Genomic DNA, 18189 nt, shown 5'->3' with positions numbered 1-18189 from the left:
GGAGCAGAGACGGAGTTCAGCGTGTGGCGGCCACTTCGGCATGGCCGCGCAGCAGTGCCATAAGGCGTTTGGCGTCCTTGGCGGCAGCCTCTTCGTCACCGGCCAGGATCGAGCGGATTAGCGCGACGTGGTGTTCGGCCGATTCGGCCAGTCCTGTGTCGGCCTTGTAGCGGAACCAGAAGCGGCGGCTGTGGGTCTGCAGGGGCGCGGCCAGACGGGCCGCAAACGGGTTGTCGGCGGCCATCGCCAAGGCCTCGTCGAGCGCCTTGTCGGCCTGGATGAAGGCCAGCACATTGCCCGAGATGACGGCCTTCTGCATGGCAAGGGCTGCCTCATGAAACAGGTCGGCGGCCTCACGGGTGACGAAGCGGGCGGCCGAGCGCGCCAGCACCACCTCGACACCGCGCCTGGCATCCAGCACGCGCAGCCAGTCGCCGGGATGCAGCGGGGCAATGGCGATGCCGGCGCGTGGCCTGACATCCAGCAGTCCTTCCCAGGCGAGGCGCTGGATCGCTTCGCGCACCGGCGTGCGTCCTAGCGCCAGCTTTTCGATCAGCGCGCCTTCCGTCACGAAGCTCGCCGGCGCCAGTTCCAGCGTCACGATCATATGCTCGAGTACATGGTAGGCCTTGGCGGCGGCCGGCTCGGGGTATGCTGTCTCACTGAATATCAAAGGTGGGCTCCTGATATATCTTCCATATATCACAACGGATTCCGCATTGACAGCCGGTTTTCCAACAGATATACGCCTGATATATCAGATGGAGAGACGATCATGTGGACCGGAGTTTTCCCCGCCGTCACGACCAAATTCACCGAAGACGACCGCCTCGACCATGCCGAAATGGAGCGCTGCTTTGCGTTGCAGATGGAGGCAGGCTGCGACGGTATCATCGTCTGCGGTTCGCTCGGCGAAGGGCCGATGCTGTCGCATGACGAGAAGATCGAGGTGCTGAAGACTGCCCAGAAAGTTGCCGGCAGCAAGCCGGTTCTGCTGACGGTCAACGAGGCAGGCACCCGGGAGGCGGCGAGCATCGCAAAGCGCGCGAGCCGGGAAGGCGCCAACGGGCTGATGGTGGTGCCGAGCCCGATCTATCACACCAACCCGGAAGAGACGGTCGCCGCCTTGCGCGCCGTCGCTCAGGCCGGCGACCTGCCGGTGATGATCTACTCCAACCGCCTCGCCTACCGCGTCGACGTTACCGTCGGCCAGATGGAAGAACTGGCCGCCGACAAGCGCTTCGTCGCCATCAAGGAGTCCTCCGACGACATCCGCCGCTCGACAGAGATCATCAACCGCTTCGGCGACCGCTACGATCTGTTCACCGGCGTCGACAATCTCGCCTTCGAGGCGCTGTCGGTGGGCGCCATCGGCTGGGTGGCGGGTCTGGTCGTCGCCTTCCCGCGCGAGACAGTCGCCATCTACCAGTTGATGAAGCAGGGCCGCCGCGAGGAGGCGCTTTCGATCTATCGCTGGTTCCGGCCGCTGCTCGATCTCGATGTCTCGACCTATCTGGTCCAAAACATCAAGCTTGCCGAAGTGCTCGCGATCGACACAAATGACCGCGTGCGCATGCCGCGCCAGCCGCTGTCGGGCGAGCGCCGCAAAGCGATCGAGAAGATCGTCAAGGACGCGCTGGCGGTACGGCCGAAGCTGCCGCAGTTCTGAAGGCTTTCTTCTCCCCGTGCACGTGCACGGGGAGAAGATGGCGGCAGCCAGATGAGGGGCAGCGCCGACGTGCAAGGAAATTCCAGGGACACAGAGGAGGGCCGCCGCCCCTCATCCGCCCTTAGGGCCCCTTCTCCCCGTGAACGGGGAGAGAGGGTAGATATCGCCATTGTCGGTGGCGGCATTGTCGGCATCTGCGCGGCGGCCATGCTGGCCGAGGCCGGGCGCAGCGTCACGGTCTTCGACCGCACCGGCATCTGCAAGGAGACGAGCTCCGGCAATGCCGCCGCCTTCGCCTTCTCCGACGTGCTGCCGCTGGCGCATAAGGGCATGATGCGGCACTTGCCGAAATGGCTTGCCGATCCGCTCGGGCCACTCAGCATCCCGCCGGCCTACTTGCCGAAGCTGTTGCCTTGGCTGTTGCGCTTCTGGCGCGCTGGCGCACCAGAAAAATATGAGGCGAGCCTTGCTGCTCAGGCAGGCATGATGAAGCTCGCCGAGGCTGAATGGATGGGCCTGCTCGACCGTTCCGGCACGCGGCTGATGCTGCGCGAGGACGGCTCGCTGGAGCTTTATGAAAGCGAGGCCGAATTTCAGGCCGGGCTGCCGGGCTGGGCGGCGCGCGAGCGCTTCGGCATCGGCTTTCGCCATGTCGAAGGCGACGAACTGGCGCGGCTGCAGCCGGGACTGTCGCCGCGCTTCATCAAGGGCACCTTCGTGCCGGGCTGGAAGACCGTCGCCGATCCGAAACTGCTCGGCAAGGGGGTGTGGGCCTATGCCGAAAGGCTGGGCGCGCGTTTCGAAAAGGCGCGCATAGAGCGCGTCGCCGCCAATCCTGATGGCGCGACGCTGACGCTGACGGACGGCACGACCAGGCAGGCAAGACATCTTGTCGTGGCCGCCGGGGCATGGTCGCATCTGCTGACGAAGGCGCTTGGCGACACCATCCCGCTCGAAACCGAGCGCGGCTACAACACGACACTGCCGAAGACCGCTTTCGACGTGCAGCGGATGCTGATCTTTTCCGGCCATGGCTTCGTCATCACGCCACTCGAGACGGGCTTGCGCGTCGGCGGCGCCGTCGAGTTGGGCGGTCTCGACCGGCCGCCGAATTTTGCGCGCTCGAAGGCCATGCTGGAAAAAGCCAGACAGTTCCTTCCGGGGCTGGACGCGTCAGGCGGCCGCGAGTGGATGGGCTATCGCCCGTCGCTGCCGGATTCGCTGCCGGTGATCGGCACGGCGCGAACCGCGCCCAACGTTGTCTACGCCTTCGGCCATGGCCATCTCGGCCTGACCCAGGCGGCGGCCACCGGCCGCTTGATCCGCAATCTTGTTCTCGGGCAAACTTCGCCGATCGATCTTGCTCCCTTCAGCCCGCAACGGTTTTGAGTTCGAGGAAATCATGGCCAAAAAATCCTTCTTTTGCATCGACGGCCATACCTGCGGCAATCCGGTGCGGCTGGTCGCCGGCGGCGGCCCTTTGCTTCAGGGGTCGACGATGATGGAGCGGCGGGCGCATTTCCTGGCGGAGTATGACTGGATCCGCACCGGGCTGATGTTCGAGCCGCGCGGCCACGATGTCATGTCGGGCTCGATCCTCTATCCGCCGACGCGCGAGGATTGCGACATAGCCATCCTGTTCATCGAGACGTCGGGCTGCCTGCCGATGTGCGGCCACGGCACGATCGGCACGGTGACGATGGCCATCGAACATGGGCTGATCAAGCCGAAGACACCCGGCGTGCTCCGGCTCGACACACCGGCCGGGCTGGTTATCGCCGAATACAAACAAGTCGGCGACTATGTCGAGGAGGTGCGCATCACGAATGTGCCGTCCTTCCTTTATGCCGAGGGACTGACGGTCGACTGCCCGCAGCTTGGCGAGATCACTGTCGATGTCGCCTATGGCGGCAATTTCTACGCAATCGTCGAGCCGCAGGCGAATTTTCGCGACATCGCTGATTATTCCGCCAGCGATTTCATCGCCTGGAGCCCCGTGGTGCGGCAGCGGCTCAACGAGAAGTACTCGTTCGTGCATCCGGAAAACCCCGGCATCAACCGGCTGTCCCACATGCAGTGGACGGGCAAGCCGACGGTAGCGGGCGCGGATGCGCGCAACGCCGTCTTCTATGGCGACAAGGCCATCGACCGTTCACCTTGCGGCACCGGCACCTCGGCGCGCATGGCGCAGCTTCATGCCAAGGGAAAGCTCAAGGCCGGCGACAGCTTCGTCCATGAATCGATCATCGGTTCGCTGTTCGAGGGCAAGGTCGAAAAGGACGTCACCGTCGCCGGCAAGCCGGCCATCATTCCCTCGATCGGCGGCTGGGCGCGGATGACCGGCCTGAACACCATCTTCATCGACGACCGCGATCCGTTCGCGCACGGTTTTGTGGTTAAGTGATACGGTAGGCTGCCGATCATCCACCGAGACCCAAGACTTGGACCCAGAGCGGGACCTCTTGGCGAAACCAGTCAGCGAAAGGTTAGCGCGTTGGGCGAGGCATCCACCGCCATAGTCGGGAAGTAACCCATGTTGCAGCTGGTCAGTACGGAATGTGGCTAAAAAACGAAGCCCGCCAACAACGCAAAGATTCGTCTCATCACCTAATTTTGACCGGGATTTCTTCGAAATGAGGTCGCTGGTCCAGCTGAATCGTCAAAGACATTGCGTTATGCCAATGATAGGGTCCGCGATAGTCCAGGGGTCGGGAGCAAAAAAACGGGCAATCGGAAGGCGTGCCGGCAAAACACGCTCGACGTTTGAAAAATCACGTTGCAATCCGGGCTCGAAACTTTACGACTAGGGGAAATACGAAAAGGAATGCGTCTGCATGGGCGACATTCCAGGGGAGCCATGTACACATGCAGTACTTTGTCCAGCAGCTTATCAATGGGCTGACGCTGGGATCGATCTATGGGCTGATCGCAATCGGCTACACGATGGTCTACGGCATCATCGGCATGATCAACTTCGCCCACGGCGACATTTTCATGGTCGGGGCATTCGCCGCCCTCGTCGTCTTCCTCATCCTCGGCTCCTTGTTCTATTCGGTGCCGGTCGTCCTGGCGCTGCTGATCATGATGATCGTGGCGATGCTGCTCACCAGCCTCTACAACTGGACGATCGAGAAGGTGGCGTACCGGCCGCTGCGCGGTTCGTTCCGGCTGGCGCCGCTGATCACCGCCATAGGCATGTCGATCGCGCTGTCGAACTTCATCCAGGTGACGCAGGGCCCGCGCAACAAGCCGATCCCGCCGATGGTCAGCCAGGTCTACAACATCAACGGCATCAGCGTGTCGCTGAAGCAGATCATCATCGTCGTCGTCACCGCCCTGCTGCTGGCGCTGTTCTGGTACCTGGTCAACAGGACTTCCCTCGGCCGGGCGCAAAGGGCGTGCGAGCAGGACCGCAAGATGGCGGCGCTGCTCGGTGTCGATGTCGACCGTACGATCTCGATCACCTTTATCATGGGTGCAGCGCTTGCGGCCGTCGCGGGCACGTTGTTCCTGATGTATTACGGCGTCATCGCCTTTTCCGACGGCTTTGTGCCGGGGGTCAAGGCCTTCACCGCGGCCGTTCTCGGCGGCATCGGGTCTCTGCCGGGCGCGGTGCTTGGCGGGCTTTTGATCGGCTTCATCGAGAGCATGTGGTCGGCGTATTTCTCGATCGACTACAAGGACGTCGCGGCGTTCTCGATCCTGGCGATCGTGCTGATCTTCCTGCCTTCCGGCATTTTGGGCCGGCCAGAAGTCGAAAAGGTCTGAGACAATGGCGGTTTCCGTATCCTCGGAGCGCGACACCGTCGCGTCCCCCGTGCAGCGTGCATTGCGCGAAGCGTTCTATGCCGGCGCCATCTCGCTGGGGTTGTTCATTCTCTTCATCGGCCTGAAGACCGACCAGAACATCAGCAACCAGTTGATCCTGGTGCAGCGCTGGTTGCTGCTCATCACCGTGGTCGTGCTGACCATGCTTGGCCGCTTCTTCTACATTGCCTATGGCCTGCCGTTCATGGCCAATCAGAAGATCACCAATGTCGCCACCGGCCTGTTGCCGGCGAGCGTCGCGTCGCGCTTCTTCCTGCTTCCGGCCTTCATCGTCGCCGTGGTGTTGGCGGTTGTCCTAGTTGCGTTCGGCAGCGCCCTGCCGGCGTTGGTGGGACCCGATCTGGCCGGCTACCTTCAGTTCCTGCGCGCATTGGCCGTCATTTACGCGCTCGCTTGCGTGATCTTCTATTTCCGCTCCTTCATCCACGCCAATTTCACCAAGCTCGGCATTGCGGCGCTGGTGCTATACCCGATCCTCGTCGTCGTTGTGCTGTCGATCTACGCGTGGTCGATAACCGGCGGCCTGCAGGGCTCGTTGAAGTGGGTCGACAATTTCGGCATCCAGATCCTGATCTATGTGATGCTGGCCTGGGGGCTGAACATCGTCGTCGGCCTCGCCGGCCTGCTCGATCTCGGCTACGTCGCCTTTTACGCGGTCGGCGCCTATGCCTATGCGTTGCTGGGCTCGCAATACGGCCTGTCGTTCTGGATCCTGCTGCCGGCCGCCGGCGCCATGGCCGCCTTCTGGGGCGTTATGCTCGGCTTTCCGGTGCTCAGGCTTCGTGGCGATTACCTGGCGATCGTGACCCTGGCCTTCGGCGAGATCATCCGCCTGGTGCTGATCAACTGGCGTGAAGTCACCAACGGCTCGGCCGGCATCTCCGGCATCCCGAAGGTCACCTTCTTCGGCCTGATGACGTTCAATTCGACGGACCCGAACTACATCGGCAAGGTGCTGCACATTGCCCAGTCGAGCGCCTACTACAAGATCTTCCTCTACTATCTGATTCTCGGGCTGGCGCTGCTGACCGCCTTCGTCACCATCAGGCTCAGGCGCATGCCTGTCGGCCGCGCCTGGGAGGCGCTGCGCGAGGACGAGATTGCCTGCCGCTCGCTTGGCATCAACACCACCACCACCAAGCTCACCGCCTTTGCCACCGGCGCCATGTTCGGCGGTTTTGCCGGCGCCTTCTTCGCCGCACGGCAAGGCTTCGTCAGCCCTGAATCCTTCGTCTTCCTGGAATCGGCGATCATCCTGGCCATCGTGGTGCTCGGCGGCATGGGCTCGCTGGTCGGCATCGCGGTCGCCGCGCTGGTGATGATCGGCGGCACCGAGGCGCTGCGCGAACTCGATTTCCTGAAAAGTGTCTTCGGAAAAGATTTCACCCCGGAGCTTTACCGCATGCTTTTGTTCGGCATGGCGATGGTCATCGTCATGCTGTGGAAGCCGCGCGGCTTTGTCGGCAGCCGTGAACCGACGGCCTTCCTCAGTGAACGAAAAGCGGTCTCCTCCTCCTTCACCAAGGAAGGGCACGGCTGATGAGCGCGACCTCCATTCAGAAGACCAATCCGGGTATGAAAGACGCCATCCTCCAGGTCGAGCATCTTTCGATGAAGTTCGGCGGCCTGATCGCCATCGGCGACCTGTCGTTCCAGGCCAAGCGCGGCGAGATCACCGCGCTGATCGGACCCAATGGCGCCGGCAAGACCACCGTCTTCAATTGCATCACCGGCTTCTACAAGCCGTCGGAAGGCATGATTACGCTCAACCGGGCCGACGGCTCGAGCTTCCTGCTCGAACGGCTGCCCAATCATGAGATCCCGGCGCGCGCCAAGGTGGCGCGCACCTTCCAGAACATCCGCCTGTTCTCGGGCATGACGCTGCTGGAGAATCTGCTGGTTGCGCAGCACAACAAGCTGATGAAGGCATCCGGCTATACGATCCTGGGCCTATTCGGGATCGGCGGCTACCGCAGGGCCTCGGCTGAATCGGTGGAGCTTGCCAAGCACTGGCTGGAGAAGGCCGACCTTGTCGATCGCGCCGACGATCCGGCCGGCGACCTGCCCTATGGCGCGCAGCGGCGCCTCGAGATTGCGCGCGCCATGTGCACAGGGCCCGAACTTCTGTGCCTCGACGAGCCTGCGGCCGGTCTCAATCCGAAGGAGTCGGCTGCGCTGAATTCGCTGCTGATGGACATCAAGAGCAGTACCTCGATCCTGCTGATCGAACATGACATGTCGGTGGTCATGCAGATTTCCGACCATGTCGTGGTGCTTGAATATGGCCGCAAGATTTCCGACGGCAGCCCGCAATCGGTGCGTACCGACCCGCGCGTCATCGCCGCTTATCTCGGCGTCGACGACGAGGAGGTCGAGACGGTGCTGACCGAGGTCGGCGATGAAGACGTCATCGAGCAGCTGGACATCGGGCCGGATTCGGCTCACGGACCAGGCACATCGTCTTCCTATCTCGCCGGCCCGGTAAGCGACACGATCGGCCACAGCCAGGGCGAGCGGGTCACAGTGTCGAAGGGAGCTTCAAAAGCCACCCAATACGATACAAGAGCCAACTCCGCGCCAAGAGCACCGTCCGAGCGTCTGACAGCCAAGTCCAAGCCGGCGGCCACCAAATCCCCGACAGGCAAGCCGCGCGGAGGGCGTAAGTGATGGCCGAGACAACGCTGCTCGACATCAAGGGCGTCGAGACCTACTACGGCAACATCAAGGCGCTGAACGGCGTCGATGTCCACGTCAACCAGGGCGAGATCGTCGCGCTGATCGGTGCGAACGGTGCCGGCAAGTCGACGCTGATGATGACCATCTTCGGTGCGCCGCGCGCTCGTGCCGGCTCAATCACTTTCGCCGGCACCGACATCACCCAGATGCCGACGCACGAGATCGCCCGCATGCGCATTGCGCAGTCGCCGGAAGGCAGGCGCATTTTCCCGCGCATGACGGTGATGGAAAACCTGCAGATGGGCGCCGGTCTCGACAATCTCAAGCACTATGACGAAGATGCCGAGAAGGTGTTCGCGCTGTTCCCGCGCCTCAAGGAGCGCATTGCCCAGCGCGGCGGCACGCTGTCGGGCGGTGAGCAGCAGATGCTGTCGATCGGACGTGCGCTGATGGCGCGGCCGAAGCTGCTGTTGCTCGACGAGCCGTCGCTGGGTCTGGCGCCGCTGATCGTCAAGCAGATCTTCGATGCCATCCGCGAGCTGAACCGCACGCAAGGGCTGACCGTGTTCCTGGTCGAGCAGAACGCCTTCGGTGCGCTCAAGCTCGCCACGCGCGGCTATGTCATGGTCAACGGCAACGTGACCATGAGCGGCACAGGCAAGGAATTGCTCGCCAATCCGGAAGTGCGGGCGGCCTATCTCGAAGGCGGCCATCACTGATTTTGGAGCGGAATGTATGCATACGGTATTCCGCTCCAACTTGTTTGTTTGTCGCATGACCTTTGTCCGAAAAGTCTGCAACTTTTCGGGATCATGCTAGGGAGTCTTCATCATGCAAGGCATTCTTCACGAGGAACCTTCCATCTGGCAGTTCTTCTTCGTCACCTGTCTGCTCGGCGGCTGGGCGGCATGGATGACCGGCAAGGCCAGCGCCCAGACATGGCGCAGCCTGCCGGCGCTGTTCGCCTATCTGCTGGGTCTCGGCATCGGCATCAGGTTCATCCATCATGCCTTGTTCGGCGGCACGATGTTTTCGCTGCAATACTATGTCGTGGACACAATCGTGCTCATGATATTGGGGTTTGTCGGCTATCAATACACGCGTACGAACCAGATGGTGACGCAGTATAATTGGCTTTACGAACGGGCTTCGATCTTAAGCTGGAAACCGAAAGGTTGACGTTCATCATTAACGCCGTTCCGGGGATGAATCGGCGTGACAAGGGCCTGAAAATCGGCAAAGTACGCTTTCTGCGATAAGGGTGGGCATCGCATGAAAGTTTCATCCACGCCCACCTCGTAAATGGGAGCGTTTAAATGAAGAAATCACTTTTGTCCGCCGTTGCCCTGACCGCGCTTGTCGCGTTCGGTGGCAATGCATGGGCTGACGTTATCGTCGGCGTCGCAGGTCCGATCACCGGTCCGAATGCGGCCTTCGGTGCGCAGCTGCAGAAGGGTGCGGAAGCGGCCGTTGCCGACATCAACGCAGCAGGCGGCATGAACGGCGAGCAGATCAAGCTCGAAGTCGGCGACGACGTCTCGGATCCGAAGCAGGGCATTTCGGTCGGCAACAAGTTCGTCGGCGACGGCGTGAAATTCGTGATCGGCCACTTCAACTCGGGCGTCTCGATCCCGGTTTCGCAGGAAGTCTACGTCGACAACAACATCGTCGAAGTGACGCCTGCGGCGACCAACCCGAAATTCACCGAGCGCGGCCTGTGGAACGTGTTCCGCACCTGCGGACGCGATGACCAGCAGGGCGGCATCGCCGGCGGCTATATCGCGACCAACTTCAAGGACGCCAAGGTTGCCGTCATCCACGACAAGACCCCCTATGGTCAGGGCCTTGCCGACGAGACCAAGAAGGCGATGAACGCAGCCGGCCTGACGGAAGTCATGTACGAAGGCGTCAATGTCGGCGACAAGGACTTCTCGGCGCTGATTGCCAAGATGAAGGACGCCGGTGTTACCCTGATCTATTGGGGCGGCCTGCATACCGAAGCCGGCCTGATCATCCGCCAGTCGGCGGACCAGGGCCTCAAGGCTACCCTGATGTCGGGCGACGGCATCGTCACCGACGAGCTGGCTGCGATCGCCGGCGATGCGGTTATCGGCACGCTCAACACCTTCGGTCCCGATCCGCGCCTGATCCCCGAGAACAAGGCACTGGTCGAGAAGTTCCGCGCTCAGGGCTTCGAGCCGGAAGCCTACACTCTCTACTCCTACGCCGCCATGCAGGTGATCGCCGAGGCTGCTGCCGTGGCCAAGTCGAACGACCCCGTGGAAGTGGCCAAGGCGCTGCACGAGAAGGGCCCGTTCAAGACCGTTCTGGGCGATCTCGCCTATGACGCGAAGGGCGATCCGAAGCTCCCGGGCTACATCATGTACGAATGGAAGAAGGGTCCGGACGGCAAGATCTCCTGGTTCCCGAAGTCGTAATTCGAAACGCAGCTCTATGGAATGCCCGGCGCTCGCGCCGGGCATTTTTGTTGGTGACAGGGCGGCAGCGAGGGTGGCTGGACAAGCCGTTAGCCGGGGTCGAATTTGTGCGGGCACGACAATTAGCGTCACCTCGCGGCGCCAATCGCACGCAGCTTTTCGAGCCGTGGTGCTAGAATCGCATTTAAATCGGTTTAATCTCTCCTCGATTTTGGTTGCACTGCAGCATTTTCGCGTTAATCATGCCTCCGCCCCATCCCTCCCTGTCCGGAGCCTCCTTCCTTGGCCATCACGAAGATCCTCGTCGCCAACAGGTCCGAAATTGCCATCCGCGTCTTTCGCGCGGCAAACGAGCTCGGCCTCAAAACCGTGGCGATCTGGGCCGAGGAGGACAAATATTCACTTCATCGGTTCAAGGCCGATGAAAGCTACCAGGTCGGGCGCGGGCCGCATCTGGCCAGGGACATGGGGCCGATCGAAAGCTATCTGTCGATCGAGGAAGTGATCCGGGTCGCCAGGCTGTCCGGCGCCGACGCCATCCACCCGGGCTATGGCCTCCTGTCGGAAAGCCCTGAATTCGCAGATGCCTGCGCCGAGGCCGGCATCACCTTCATCGGACCGAAGCCCGACACGATGCGCCGGCTCGGCAACAAGGTCGCCGCGCGCAATCTGGCCATCGAGGTTGGCGTGCCGGTGGTGCCGGCAACCGAACCGCTGCCGGACGACATGGAAGCAGTCAAGCAGCTCGCCAAGACAGTCGGCTATCCGGTGATGCTCAAGGCATCATGGGGCGGCGGCGGGCGCGGCATGCGCGCCATCCGCGCGGAAGCCGACCTCGCCCGCGAGGTGATGGAAGGCAAGCGCGAGGCCAAGGCCGCCTTCGGCAAGGACGAGGTCTATCTCGAAAAGCTGATCGAGCGCGCTCGCCATGTCGAGGTCCAGGTGCTCGGCGACACGCATGGCAACGCTGTACATCTGTTCGAGCGCGACTGCTCGATCCAGCGCCGCAACCAGAAGGTCGTCGAACGGGCGCCGGCGCCCTATCTCAGCGAGGCATTGCGCCAGGAGCTTTGCGGCTATGCGCTCAAGATCGCGCGCGAGACCAGCTATATCGGCGCCGGTACGGTGGAATTCCTGCAGGACGCCGACACCGGCAAATTCTACTTCATCGAGGTCAATCCGCGCATCCAGGTCGAGCACACCGTCACCGAGCAGGTGACCGGCATCGACATCGTCAAGGCGCAGATCCACATACTGGACGGCTTTGCCATCGGCACGAAAGAGTCGGGCGTGCCGGCGCAGGCCGATATCAGGTTGAACGGTCACGCGCTGCAGTGCCGCATAACGACCGAGGATCCGGAGCATAGTTTCATTCCGGACTACGGCCGCATCACCGCTTATCGCGAAGCCGCCGGTTTCGGCATCCGCCTCGACGGCGGCACCGCCTATTCGGGCGCGGTCATCACCCGCTTCTACGATCCGCTGCTGGAGAAGGTGACTGCCTGGGCCCCGACACCGGCCGAGGCGATCGCCCGCATGAACCGGGCCTTGCGCGAGTTCCGCATCCGCGGCGTGGCGACCAACCTCACCTTCCTCGAGGCAATCATCAACCACCCGCGCTTCGCCGACAATTCCTACACGACCAGGTTCATCGACACGACGCCGGAGCTGTTCGCGCAGGTGAAGCGGCAGGATCGAGCCACCAAGCTGCTCAACTATCTGGCCGACGTCAGCGTCAACGGCCATCCCGAAACCCGCGGCCGTCCGATGCCCAAGGCCGATGCGGCAGCGCCCGTCGTGCCCTATCTCAACGGCAATGTGCCTGATGGCAGCAAGCAGAAGCTCGACACGCTGGGGCCGGAGAAATTCGCTGCCTGGATGCGTGAGCAAAAAGAGGTGCTGGTCACCGACACGACGATGCGCGACGGCCACCAGTCGCTGCTCGCCACCCGCATGCGTACGCATGACATTGCCGGCATTGCCGGCACCTATGCGCGGGCGCTGCCGCGGCTGCTGTCGCTGGAATGCTGGGGCGGCGCCACTTTCGACGTCGCCATGCGCTTCCTGACCGAGGATCCGTGGGAGCGGCTGAGCAAAGTGCGCGAAGCGGCCCCCAACCTTTTGCTGCAGATGCTTCTGCGCGGCGCCAACGGCGTCGGCTACACCAACTATCCCGACAATGTGGTGCAACATTTCGTCAGCCAGGCGGCGGCCGGCGGCGTCGACCTGTTCCGCGTCTTCGACTGCCTGAACTGGGTCGAGAACATGCGTGTCGCCATGGACGCGGTGGGCGCCGAGGGCAAGCTGGTCGAAGCGGCGATCTGCTACACCGGCGACATCCTCGATCCGGCGCGCGCCAAATACGACCTTAAGTACTATGTCGGGCTGGCGAAGGAATTGCAGGCCGCCGGCGCCCATATCATCGCCGTCAAGGACATGGCCGGGCTTTTGAAGCCGGCTGCCGCCCGCGTGCTGTTCAAGGCGCTGCGCGAGGCGACCGACCTGCCGATCCATTTCCACACCCACGACACGTCAGGCCTGTCGGCGGCGACGGTGCTGGCCGGCGTGGAAAGTGGCGTCGACGCCATCGACGCGGCGATGGATTCCTTCTCCGGCAACACCTCGCAGCCTTGCCTGGGCTCGATCGTCGAGGCGCTGAAGGGAACCGAGCGCGATCCCGGCCTCGATCCGCAATGGATCCGCAACATCTCCTTCTACTGGGAAGCGGTGCGCAACCAGTATGCGGCCTTCGAAAGCGATCTCAAGGGGCCAGCCTCGGAAGTCTATCTGCACGAAATGCCGGGCGGCCAGTTCACCAACCTCAAGGAGCAGGCGCGTTCGCTCGGGCTGGAAACGCGTTGGCACGAGGTGGCACAAGCCTATCACGACGTCAATTTGATGTTCGGTGACATCGTCAAGGTGACGCCGTCGTCCAAGGTGGTCGGCGACATGGCGCTGATGATGGTGAGCCAGGATCTGACCGTTGCCGACGTCGAAAACCCGGCCAAGGACATCGCCTTCCCGGACTCGGTCGTCTCGATGCTGCGCGGCGATCTCGGCCAGTCGCCCGGCGGCTGGCCTGCGAAGCTGCAGAAGAAGGCACTGAAGGAAAGCAAGCCGATCACCGTGCGGCCGGGCTCGCTGCTCAAGCCAGCCGACCTCAAGGCCAGCCGCAAGGAGATCGAGCAGAAGCTGGAGCGCAAGCTCTCGGAGTACGAATTCGCCTCCTGGCTGATGTATCCGAAAGTGTTTACCGACTTCGCCGCCGCGCAGGAAACCTACGGGCCGGTCAGTGTGCTGCCAACGCCGACCTATTTCTACGGCATGAAGTCCGAAGACGAGATCTTCCTGGACATCGAAAAAGGCAAGACGCTTGTGGTGCGCTGCCTTGCGATCGGCGACGTCGATGAGAAGGGCATGGTCACCGTGTTCTTCGAGCTCAACGGCCAGCCGCGCCGTGTCCGGGTGCCGGACAGGGCGCATGGCGCCTCGGCGGCCAAGGCTCGGCGCAAGGCCGAGCCCGGCAACGAGGCGCATGTCGGCGCGCCGATGCCGGGCGTGGTCTCCGCCCTTTCGGTTGCCGCCGGCCAAGCGGTCAAGGCCGGCGACGTGCTGTTGTCGATCGAAGCCATGAAGATGGAGACGGCCCTGCATGCCGAGCGCGACGGCACAGTGGCCGAAGTGCTGGTCAAGGCCGGCGATCAGATCGATGCGAAGGATCTGTTGATCGCGTTTGGCTGACGCGCGGATCCATCACACTGGGGACGGCTGGCAGCAGCCGTTCACGAAGCGCCGATAATGGCTTGACCCGCCGCGCCTGCTCGGGCATCGAACCCGCTCCCAATTTACCGCGCCAGAATCGCGGTGGTTAAAAAGTAGCGGAGAAAAAACATGGCCGACGACATCACAGATACCAGCCAGACTGTTGCCGCCGGCCAGTTGCGCGCCTTCATCGAGCGCATCGAGCGGCTCGAGGAAGAAAAGAAGACCATCGCCGACGACATCAAGGAAGTGTTCGCCGAGGCCAAGGGCACCGGCTTCGACACCAAGGCGATGCGGTCGATCATCCGGCTGCGCAAGAAGGACCAGGCCGAGCGCCAGGAAGAGGAAACCATCCTCGATCTCTACAAGGCCGCGCTCGGCATGGTGTAAGGCTGTGTGGAAATTCTACTCCGGTTGATATCGCCGGAGCGAATTTCGAAACAGTCTCGGGCCAAGGAATGATGCTGGAACGGGCATCGAACCATGAGCGAATTCGACTTCGGCGCCCGCCGCGCCTCTGAATTCCGCCAACGCAGCTTCTGGGCGCTGTTCGCCGAACGGCATCCGGAGGAACGCGCTTCCATGGCGCGGCGCGGACCCTGGTTCTGGCAGCGCGGGCTGCCCGACTTCGCTCTGGTCCTGTCCATGTATGTCGCGCCGGCGCAAAGCCAAGTTGGCGTCTTTTTCGGCCGTAACGAGAAGTTCGGCGCGACCGGGGTCTGGTCGCGGCTGAAGCCGTTCCAACCGGCAATCGAAGACAGGCTGAAGCTCAGGCCGGAGCAGAGCTGCGAGGCCCTCGGCATCAATTCGATGTGGCGGGTGAACTGCTATGCCGAGGACAACTGGCCGGCCATGGCCGACTGGCTGGTGACGGAATGCTCGCGCTTCGAGCGCGCCGTCACCGACGTGCTGAGAGAGGGATAGCTATTAGGTGTTGGTGCAAAGCATCGGATCCTTCTTCGGCTCGCGCTGGCAAGGCGCGGTTCCGGTCGAGCGGTTGTTCTGGCGCGATCTAGTCCTTGTCGGCACGGCGATCAACATCACCTCGTCGGTGGCCGCGCTCATTCTGCTCGGCTTGAAGCTGCCGCTCGCCGTCGTCCTGGCGGTGCATTTCGCGCCCGTGCCCTACAACATCTTTCTGACCTTTGCCGTCTGGCGAACCACGGAAAAATCCAGTGGCGCCAAGGCTTCGTTGATGACGCTCGGGGCTACGCTTTGGCTGATCCTGGTGGTGGTTGTCTGAGAAGATTGACACGAAAAAGGGCGGCCGAAGCCGCCCTTTGAAGATGGTGGTCAAGCCGCGGTTTAAGCCGTCGGCTCGAATTTCAGCGCCACGCCGTTGATGCAATAGCGCAGGCCGGTCGGCGGCGGGCCGTCCTCGAAGACATGGCCGAGATGGCTGCCGCAGCGGGCGCAGTGGCATTCGGTGCGGACCATGCCGTAGCTGCGGTCGACGGTGTTTTCGACCGAACCGGGCACCGGATCATTGAAGCTCGGCCAGCCGGTGCCGCTCTCGAACTTGAGCTTGGATTCGAACAGCGGCTGGTCGCAGCCGACGCAGGAAAAGGTGCCGGCGCGCTTTTCGTAGAGCAGGGCGCAGCTTCCGGGCCGTTCGGTGCCATGGCCGCGCATGACCGCATATTGCTCGGGCGTCAGGCGGGCGCGCCATTCGGCGTCGGTGCGGGTGACAGGGTAGGTGTGGGTGTCCATTTGATCTCCTCAGCCTTGGCGGCTTGTTGTTGGTTGCAAGCTATATTCGCTTAGAGATAGGCGTTTGTTACGTGTTTTGCTCGCATTTTCAGCCGAGCTCCTACCCAATCGCCTGAAGATAGCGGGCGATCGACGCATGAAATGCCGTTCCTGCGCCGCCGATGATGTTCTGCTGCCACCACGCGCCGTAGATGTCGTCGAATTCGAAAGGCTCAAGCGCCGCCGCGATGCGTCGCACGGCCGGCGCATTGAGCGGAATGTAGTTCGGATAGCTGTACATGAAGCTGACATGGCGACGCGTCGGCGTCACCTGCAATATGTCGCCGGACAGCAGGGCGTTACCGTCATCGCGTTTCCAATGCAGCACCTGGCCGCCGGCAAAATGGCCACCGCAACGCACGAGTGTCAGCGACGGGTTTATGGCCAGCGTCTCGCCCGCCCAGCTGACGATGGCGTTGTGCGGCCGCATGATCCACTGGCGGTCGTCGGCATGGAGATAGATCGGCACGCCGCCAAACGCCTCGCTCCACTCGACCATCACCGAATAATAGTGGCAGTGCGAAATGGCGATCGCGGCCAGGCCGCCGCGACGGTTGATTTCGGCTACCGCCTCGTCGCTCACCATCGAGATGCAATCCCACAGCACATTGCCGTGCGGCGTCTGCGCCAGCAGCGCCCGCTGGCCGATAGCAAAGCGCGGCTCGATGCCGAAAGCGAGAACGCCGGCATCGTCCTTCATCACAAGCCTATGCCCGGCAGAGAGTTCTTCCCCAGTGGTCCAGGCCTGGCCTTCCCAGCGCACATATTGCCGCTCGTCCTCGCAGATCGGGCAATTTTCTGGAGGGGTCTGCGTTGCCGCGAACTGGACGCCGCATTGCGGGCAAAGAAAGCAGGTCATCGGTTTTCCTCTCATATCAACGCTTGCGTGAGAGCTGCTTCGTCGCGGCTTCCAACCCGGCCAGCGTCAGTGGGAACATGCGGCCGCCGAAGAGATCGCGGATCATCGCGATCGAATGGGTGAAGCCCCAGTTTTTCTGATTTTCGGGGTTCAGCCAGACCGCATTCGGCCATTGCTGGATGAGGCGGTCAAGCCAGACACTGCCGGCTTCCGGGTTCCAATGCTCGACCGAACCGCCGGGATGCGCGATCTCGTAAGGGCTCATCGAGGCATCGCCGACGACGATCACCTTGTAGTCGGGGCCGTATTTGTGAAGCAGATCGAAGGTCGGGATGGTCTCGGCATGCCTGCGCCGGTTGTCCTTCCAGACGCCCTCGTAAAGGCAGTTGTGGAAGTAAAAATATTCGAGCTGGCGGAATTCGGCGCGGGCGGCCGAAAACAGCTCCTCGACGCTTTTGATGTGGTCGTCCATCGAGCCGCCGACATCGAAGAACATCAAGAGCTTCACGGCGTTGCGCCGTTCGGGGCGCGTCTGCACATCGAGATAGCCGTGCTCGGCGGTGGCATGGATGGTGCCGGGCAGGTCGAACTCTTCCTCCGCACCCTCGCGCACCCAGCGACGCAGGCGCTTCAGCGCCACCTTGATGTTGCGGGTGCCGAGCTCGACGGCGTCGTCGAAGTTTTTGAACTCGCGCTTGTCCCAGACTTTCACCGCACGGCGATTGCGGCTTTCATGCTGGCCGATGCGCACGCCTTCGGGATTGTAGCCATAGGCGCCGAAAGGCGAAGTGCCGCCGGTGCCGATCCATTTCGAGCCGCCCTGGTGGCGGCCTTTCTGCTCCTCCAGCCGCTGCTTCAGTGTCTCCATCAGCTTGTCGAAACCGCCGAGCGCCTCGATCAGTTTCTTCTCTTCCTCGGTCAGGTGCTTTTCGGCGAGCCGGCGCAGCCATTCCTCAGGGATGTTGGCGACACCGACGGCATCGGGGCCGGTGAGCGCCTCGATCCCCTTGAAGACATGCGCAAACACCTGGTCGAAGCGGTCGATATGGCGCTCGTCCTTCACAAGCGCGGCGCGGGCGAGGTAGTAAAAACCCTGGACGTCATAGTCGACCAGCCCGGCTTCCAGACCTTCCAGCAGCGACAGATATTCCCTGAGCGAAACGGGAATCCGCGCGGCCTTCAGTTCGAGGAAGAAGGGGAGGAACATG

Annotated in this window: 16 protein-coding genes and 1 pseudogene; 13 read left to right on the top strand and 4 right to left on the bottom strand. The window is 62.4% G+C overall.

Annotation, left to right across the window (positions count from 1 at the left end; all coding sequences use genetic code 11):
* Positions 1-16: 16 nt before the first annotated feature.
* On the bottom strand, positions 17-670 hold the full coding sequence (locus X730_RS142465; RefSeq protein ID WP_155922498.1) for a GntR family transcriptional regulator: 654 nt from the start codon (positions 668-670) through the stop codon (positions 17-19).
* A gap of 105 nt (positions 671-775) precedes the next feature.
* Between X730_RS142465 and X730_RS142470 the strand changes: the two genes are divergently transcribed.
* The 13 genes and pseudogenes from X730_RS142470 to X730_RS142530 all read left to right on the top strand — a co-directional run bounded on the left by X730_RS142470 (position 776) and on the right by X730_RS142530 (position 15616).
* On the top strand, positions 776-1669 hold the full coding sequence (locus X730_RS142470) for a dihydrodipicolinate synthase family protein (protein ID WP_023698414.1): 894 nt from the start codon (positions 776-778) through the stop codon (positions 1667-1669).
* A gap of 51 nt (positions 1670-1720) precedes the next feature.
* Complete coding sequence (locus X730_RS142475) at positions 1721-3058, top strand: FAD-binding oxidoreductase (RefSeq protein WP_031197165.1); 1338 nt, start codon at positions 1721-1723, stop codon at positions 3056-3058.
* Positions 3059-3071: 13 nt separating this feature from the next.
* Positions 3072-4073 (top strand): 4-hydroxyproline epimerase, encoded by a 1002-nt coding sequence (locus X730_RS142480; protein WP_023827032.1) that lies wholly within the window; start codon positions 3072-3074, stop codon positions 4071-4073.
* Positions 4074-4534: 461 nt separating this feature from the next.
* Positions 4535-5437, top strand: coding sequence for a branched-chain amino acid ABC transporter permease (locus X730_RS142485; protein ID WP_023668715.1), 903 nt, complete (start codon positions 4535-4537; stop codon positions 5435-5437).
* Positions 5438-5441: 4 nt separating this feature from the next.
* On the top strand, positions 5442-7037 hold the full coding sequence (gene livM, locus X730_RS142490) for a high-affinity branched-chain amino acid ABC transporter permease LivM (protein ID WP_023827031.1): 1596 nt from the start codon (positions 5442-5444) through the stop codon (positions 7035-7037).
* A pseudogene (locus tag X730_RS142495) lies at positions 7037-8044 on the top strand (ABC transporter ATP-binding protein); the annotation flags it as partial. The gene livM and the pseudogene X730_RS142495, both read left to right, overlap by 1 nt.
* A 119-nt stretch (positions 8045-8163) precedes the next feature.
* Complete coding sequence (locus tag X730_RS142500) at positions 8164-8892, top strand: ABC transporter ATP-binding protein (protein ID WP_023668718.1); 729 nt, start codon at positions 8164-8166, stop codon at positions 8890-8892.
* A gap of 112 nt (positions 8893-9004) precedes the next feature.
* Complete coding sequence (locus tag X730_RS142505; RefSeq protein ID WP_023668719.1) at positions 9005-9352, top strand: DUF6867 family protein; 348 nt, start codon at positions 9005-9007, stop codon at positions 9350-9352.
* 137 nt (positions 9353-9489) lie between these two features.
* Positions 9490-10611 carry a branched-chain amino acid ABC transporter substrate-binding protein gene (locus X730_RS142510; RefSeq protein ID WP_023668720.1) on the top strand — a complete coding sequence of 374 codons (1122 nt, stop codon included), beginning with the start codon at positions 9490-9492 and terminating at the stop codon, positions 10609-10611.
* Between the two features lie 282 nt (positions 10612-10893).
* On the top strand, positions 10894-14352 hold the full coding sequence (gene pyc / locus X730_RS142515; protein WP_023827030.1) for a pyruvate carboxylase: 3459 nt from the start codon (positions 10894-10896) through the stop codon (positions 14350-14352).
* Positions 14353-14502: 150 nt separating this feature from the next.
* Positions 14503-14763, top strand: coding sequence for a DUF2312 domain-containing protein (locus X730_RS142520; RefSeq protein ID WP_023668722.1), 261 nt, complete (start codon positions 14503-14505; stop codon positions 14761-14763).
* Between the two features lie 93 nt (positions 14764-14856).
* Positions 14857-15297 carry a hypothetical protein gene (locus X730_RS142525; protein WP_023694568.1) on the top strand — a complete coding sequence of 147 codons (441 nt, stop codon included), beginning with the start codon at positions 14857-14859 and terminating at the stop codon, positions 15295-15297.
* Between the two features lie 7 nt (positions 15298-15304).
* A complete protein-coding gene (locus tag X730_RS142530; protein ID WP_031196451.1) occupies positions 15305-15616 on the top strand; it encodes a hypothetical protein in 312 nt (103 codons plus the stop codon).
* 62 nt (positions 15617-15678) lie between these two features.
* On the opposite strand, the gene msrB is transcribed toward X730_RS142530, so the two are convergent.
* The 3 genes from msrB to X730_RS142545 all read right to left on the bottom strand — a co-directional run bounded on the left by msrB (position 15679) and on the right by X730_RS142545 (position 18188).
* Complete coding sequence (gene msrB / locus X730_RS142535; RefSeq protein ID WP_023688927.1) at positions 15679-16083, bottom strand: peptide-methionine (R)-S-oxide reductase MsrB; 405 nt, start codon at positions 16081-16083, stop codon at positions 15679-15681.
* A 100-nt stretch (positions 16084-16183) separates the two neighbouring features.
* Positions 16184-16981: a hypothetical protein gene (locus X730_RS142540; protein ID WP_023726160.1), complete on the bottom strand. Its 798-nt coding sequence runs from the start codon at positions 16979-16981 to the stop codon at positions 16184-16186.
* Between the two features lie 16 nt (positions 16982-16997).
* A complete protein-coding gene (locus X730_RS142545; RefSeq protein ID WP_023822444.1) occupies positions 16998-18188 on the bottom strand; it encodes a VWA domain-containing protein in 1191 nt (396 codons plus the stop codon).
* Between the last annotated feature and the right edge of the window lies 1 nt (position 18189).

Origin of the sequence: Mesorhizobium sp. L103C131B0 (assembly GCF_000502275.1) — a bacterium.
Taxonomy (GTDB): domain Bacteria; phylum Pseudomonadota; class Alphaproteobacteria; order Rhizobiales; family Rhizobiaceae; genus Mesorhizobium.
Note: the sequence above shows the minus strand (reverse complement) of the source record. Positions and strands in the feature narration are given on the sequence as shown.

What these genes read in the sequence shown, in the direction of transcription:
- X730_RS142475 (WP_031197165.1), top strand. Translation starts at nt 1,721, where the DNA reads ATGAGGGGCAGCGCCGACGTGCAAGGAAATTCCAGGGACACAGAGGAG.
- X730_RS142545 (WP_023822444.1), bottom strand. Translation starts at nt 18,188, where the DNA reads ATGTTCCTCCCCTTCTTCCTCGAACTGAAGGCCGCGCGGATTCCCGTT.
- msrB (WP_023688927.1), bottom strand. Translation starts at nt 16,083, where the DNA reads ATGGACACCCACACCTACCCTGTCACCCGCACCGACGCCGAATGGCGC.
- X730_RS142505 (WP_023668719.1), top strand. Translation starts at nt 9,005, where the DNA reads ATGCAAGGCATTCTTCACGAGGAACCTTCCATCTGGCAGTTCTTCTTC.
- X730_RS142470 (WP_023698414.1), top strand. Translation starts at nt 776, where the DNA reads ATGTGGACCGGAGTTTTCCCCGCCGTCACGACCAAATTCACCGAAGAC.
- X730_RS142525 (WP_023694568.1), top strand. Translation starts at nt 14,857, where the DNA reads ATGAGCGAATTCGACTTCGGCGCCCGCCGCGCCTCTGAATTCCGCCAA.
- X730_RS142485 (WP_023668715.1), top strand. Translation starts at nt 4,535, where the DNA reads ATGCAGTACTTTGTCCAGCAGCTTATCAATGGGCTGACGCTGGGATCG.
- X730_RS142540 (WP_023726160.1), bottom strand. Translation starts at nt 16,981, where the DNA reads ATGACCTGCTTTCTTTGCCCGCAATGCGGCGTCCAGTTCGCGGCAACG.
- X730_RS142500 (WP_023668718.1), top strand. Translation starts at nt 8,164, where the DNA reads ATGGCCGAGACAACGCTGCTCGACATCAAGGGCGTCGAGACCTACTAC.
- livM (WP_023827031.1), top strand. Translation starts at nt 5,442, where the DNA reads ATGGCGGTTTCCGTATCCTCGGAGCGCGACACCGTCGCGTCCCCCGTG.
- X730_RS142510 (WP_023668720.1), top strand. Translation starts at nt 9,490, where the DNA reads ATGAAGAAATCACTTTTGTCCGCCGTTGCCCTGACCGCGCTTGTCGCG.
- X730_RS142520 (WP_023668722.1), top strand. Translation starts at nt 14,503, where the DNA reads ATGGCCGACGACATCACAGATACCAGCCAGACTGTTGCCGCCGGCCAG.
- X730_RS142480 (WP_023827032.1), top strand. Translation starts at nt 3,072, where the DNA reads ATGGCCAAAAAATCCTTCTTTTGCATCGACGGCCATACCTGCGGCAAT.